Source organism: Ideonella sp. P3_A4, assembly GCF_056403075.1.
The window spans coordinates 1-3,521 of the sequence record NZ_JBFUGE010000609.1 but is presented as its reverse complement, the minus strand read 5'-3'; the positions used below and the strand labels follow the sequence as shown (position 1 = coordinate 3,521).

5 protein-coding genes and 1 pseudogene are annotated in these 3,521 nt (G+C 67.9%); 2 read left to right on the top strand and 4 right to left on the bottom strand.

Features of this window, described 5'->3' with window-relative positions; genetic code table 11:
* Nucleotides 1-246, top strand: a pseudogene (locus tag AC1DYI_RS29835) (methyl-accepting chemotaxis protein); the annotation flags it as partial.
* A gap of 42 nt (nt 247-288) precedes the next feature.
* Nucleotides 289-1,068: an SDR family oxidoreductase gene (locus AC1DYI_RS29830; RefSeq protein WP_477207743.1), complete on the top strand. Its 780-nt coding sequence runs from the start codon at nt 289-291 to the stop codon at nt 1,066-1,068.
* Nucleotides 1,069-1,073: 5 nt separating this feature from the next.
* On the opposite strand, the gene AC1DYI_RS29825 is transcribed toward AC1DYI_RS29830, so the two are convergent.
* From AC1DYI_RS29825 to AC1DYI_RS29810, 4 genes are all read right to left on the bottom strand, one after another.
* A complete protein-coding gene (locus AC1DYI_RS29825) occupies nt 1,074-2,282 on the bottom strand; it encodes an ABC transporter substrate-binding protein (protein ID WP_477207742.1) in 1,209 nt (402 codons plus the stop codon).
* Between the two features lie 226 nt (nt 2,283-2,508).
* The gene (locus tag AC1DYI_RS29820) at nt 2,509-2,712 is read right to left on the bottom strand and encodes a hypothetical protein (protein WP_477207741.1); all 204 of its coding nucleotides are present in this window, start codon (nt 2,710-2,712) and stop codon (nt 2,509-2,511) included.
* A 90-nt stretch (nt 2,713-2,802) separates the two neighbouring features.
* Nucleotides 2,803-3,012, bottom strand: a complete 210-nt coding sequence (locus AC1DYI_RS29815) for a hypothetical protein (RefSeq protein WP_477207740.1) — start codon at nt 3,010-3,012, stop codon at nt 2,803-2,805.
* 290 nt (nt 3,013-3,302) lie between these two features.
* A partial coding sequence (locus AC1DYI_RS29810; protein WP_477207739.1) for a hypothetical protein occupies nt 3,303-3,521 on the bottom strand: 219 nt, incomplete at its 5' end.

The following is a 3,521-nucleotide window of genomic DNA, read 5'->3' as shown; positions in this document are numbered from 1 at the left end:
ATGCGTGAGATCGTCACCGACGTCGACCGAGTGTCCAGCGTCGTGCGCGACATCTGCAGCGCCGCGGCGAGCCAAAGCGCCAGCCTGGGCGAAGTCAACACCGCCGTGCACCAGCTCGACGATGCGACGCAGCAGAACGCTGCGCTGGTCGAGCAGAGCACGGCCGCCGCCGAAAGCCTGCGCGAACAGGCCCAGGGCCTGCAGCAGCTGGTCAACCGATTTCAGCTCGAGAGCGCGCGCCGTTGAGCGTGCATGGCAGACTGGCGGCCCCGTGAACGGAGCCGCCCCATGCCGCAGACCCCCCACACCACTTTCGACACCCCGCGCATCGCCCTGGTCACCGGCGCCGGCAGCGGCATTGGCAAGGCCTGCGCGCTGGCGCTGTTGCAGGCGGGCTGGACGGTGGTCTTCAGCGGCCGCCGGGCTGACACGCTGGCCGCGGCGATCGCTGAGTCAGGTGTGGTTGCGGACCGTGCCTGGGCTGTGACCACCGACGTGACGGACGCCGACGGGGTGGCCGCGCTGTTCGAGCAGATCCGCCAGCGCCATGGCCGGCTCGACCTGCTGTTCAACAACGCCGGTGTCTTCACCGCCGGCGTGCCGATCGACGAGCTGCCGGTGGACGCCTGGCGCAGCGCGGTCGACACCAACCTGACTGGCGCCTTCCTCTGCACGCGCGAGGCGTTCCGCCTGATGAAGGCGCAAGATCCGCGCGGTGGTCGCATCATCAACAACGGCTCGATCTCGGCGCATACGCCACGGCCGAATTCGGTCGCCTACACGACGACCAAGCACGCGATGAGCGGGTTGACCAAATCGTGTGCGCTCGACGGCCGCGCATTCGACATCGCGGTCGGCCAGATCGACATCGGCAACGCCGCSASCGACATGACCACCGCAATGGCGCGCGGGATGGCGCAGGCCGACGGCAGCGTGCGCAGCGAGGCGCGCATGGACGTCAAGCACGTGGCGGACACGGTCGTGCACATGGCGTCGCTGCCGCTGTCAGCGAATGTGCTGTTCACGACGATTCTGGCCACGGGGATGCCGTTCGTCGGCCGCGGGTAGTCGTTCTACCGGCCGTCCTTGCGCCGGATCACACTGGCCCGCTTCGCATCGTCGGCATAGACGAACTGCAGCGCGCCGTTGCGCCAGACGGCGAGCCAGATCATGTTCATCGTGAAGGCGTCATGGTCCTGCAGGCTGAACGGCCGGTCGTGGGTGGTCACGACACCGGCATACGGCTGTTCCAGGTGTTCCAGTGCGTCCTTCAGCGCCGGGCCGCGCGTGTCGCCATGGCTCTGGAACACAGCACGAAGCATCAGGTGCACCGCGTCGTAGGTTTGCGCGGCGGCCATCAGCGAGACGATTGGCGCTTCGCCGGCGTGGCGCTTGAGGCGGGCGATGAACGACATCCGGCGCTCGTTCGACAGGTCCGGCACGATCGACTGGACCATCATCGCGCCCTCGGCCGCGCCACCGGACTTGTCCCACACCGTCTTGAACGACATCGGCCACGGCCCCAGCAGCGGCCCGTTGAAATGCGCTGCCTGGCGTGCGCGGGCCAGCGTGGCCAGCTCGGGGCCTACACTGTAGGCAATGATCGCCTCGGCGCCGGCGGCCTGCGCGGCCTTGACCTCGGACTCCAGCGAGCCGACACCCAGATCGAAACGGCTGACCTGCACCGGCTGCAGGCCTTGCGCCTCGAGAAAACGCTTCAGATCGGTCAGCCCGCCTTCGCCGTAGGCGGTGCGGTCGGCGAACAAGGCGATGCGCTTGAGGCCACGCCGCTGCGCGACTTCGCGTACCAGGAAGTCAGCCTGCAGCGTGTCGCGTGGGGAGAGCCGGAACACATAACTGTCGACGGCCGGGTAGGCGGCGGTCAAGGCCGAGCCGGTGGCCACCGGCACCATCAACACATGCTGGTGGGCCTGGAACACCTCGAGCGACTTCAACGCGACGCCGGTGTTGCAAAAGCCCACGGTAAACGCGACCTTCTCGTTCAGCACCAGGTCTTCGGCGGCGCGCCGGCCCTCGTCGGGTGTGGCCTTGTCGTCGCGGGCGACCAGCTCCAGCGGGCGGCCCATGTAGCCGCCGACCTCGTTGATCTCTTTCACCGCCAGCTCGGCGCCCAGCCGGGCGCTGTTGCCGAAGTCACCCGACCCGCCGCTGAGCGGGCAGATGAAGCCGACGCGCAGTGGCGCCGCGGGCGCCGCGCCGGTGAACAGGGCCAGCGCGGCGGCGAGGCCGGCGCAACGAACGAGAAAGCGGCGTGGCGTCATGGCGGCGGTGCCCTGGACGGGCGGGTACTGCTGAAGTCGCCGAGACTAGGATCGTGAAGCTGAAAGCCAGCTTGAAGAAAGGGCCACCTGCGGGATGCCCCGGGGCGCTACGGCGGTGTGGGCGTGAACAGCGGCACGGCCCGCAAAGACAAAAGGGCCCTCATGGGCCCTTCTCGCTCAAGCACGAATTCGCACGCTCGGTTTTAGCGAGTGTGCGACTGCGCACTCAAGGCAGGGGTGGTGCAGTCACCAGCACATAGTTGTCGGCCGGCGTGGCCAGCTCTTGCGCGACCAGGGCCTCCGAGTAGTGCTCGTCGGCCAGGTGGGCCAACCCTCCGATGGCACCCAGCGTGACCACTGCGGCCAGACCCAGGGCCACGGCGCGCAAGACGGGGTGGGCGTCGGCAAGGCGTTGCTTYAGCGTGGGCATGATGGGCTCCTTCGCGAGCGCGGCGCCGCGGGTTTGCGACACCGCTGGTGAAACTGTAGACCTGCGCGCGGCAATCTGCCAGTGGCTTTGTCAAACCGCCTTGGGCGACAGGGCCGGATGTGCGGCGACTTGCACAGAACCGGTGGAAATCTGGGCGATGTAGGCCGCTTCGTACTGCCGATCGGCCACGCCGTCCATGCCGGCCAGCAAGCTCAACGTCACCAGGGCGGCCAGGCCGAAGGCGGCGGCGCGCGTACGGGTTTCGGTGGCGGGGTAGTCGGTGGTCGGGCGGGTGGTCATGGCGGGCTCCTGGGTGATGGTCGGCGGCGGCATCGGTGTTGCGATGGATGCACTTTAGGCAGCGCGAACTGGGGTCGCCAGCGCCTTGCGACCAGTTGCTGCTGCGGCTGTATGAAGTGCATGCAGCGCCGATCGGATGCGACCCGGGTGAAGGGCTGTTTTCGGTCGCGCGCTAATGCCGTAGAGTCAGTTAAGATAACTGGTTATGTTTAAGACAAAAAAGAGGGCCCGCGAGGGGCCCAAGAGGAGTGGAACGTAAACGGTGAATCTGGAATCGACACGCCCTGTGCTCAGGCGTGCAGGCGCTTGGCGGTGACCACCACCACTTGCGTCGGCGCGTCGTCGGCTTGCGCCATCAGCGCGTCGTCGTACTGGCGGTCGGCCACCTTGTCCAAGCCAGCCATCAGGCCCAGCGTCAGCACCAGGGCCAAGCCGGCTGCAACGCGGCGGGCGGCGGTTTGGTGGGTGGCGAAGCGGGGGGTGTTGGCGGTGGTCATGTGCGGCTCCAG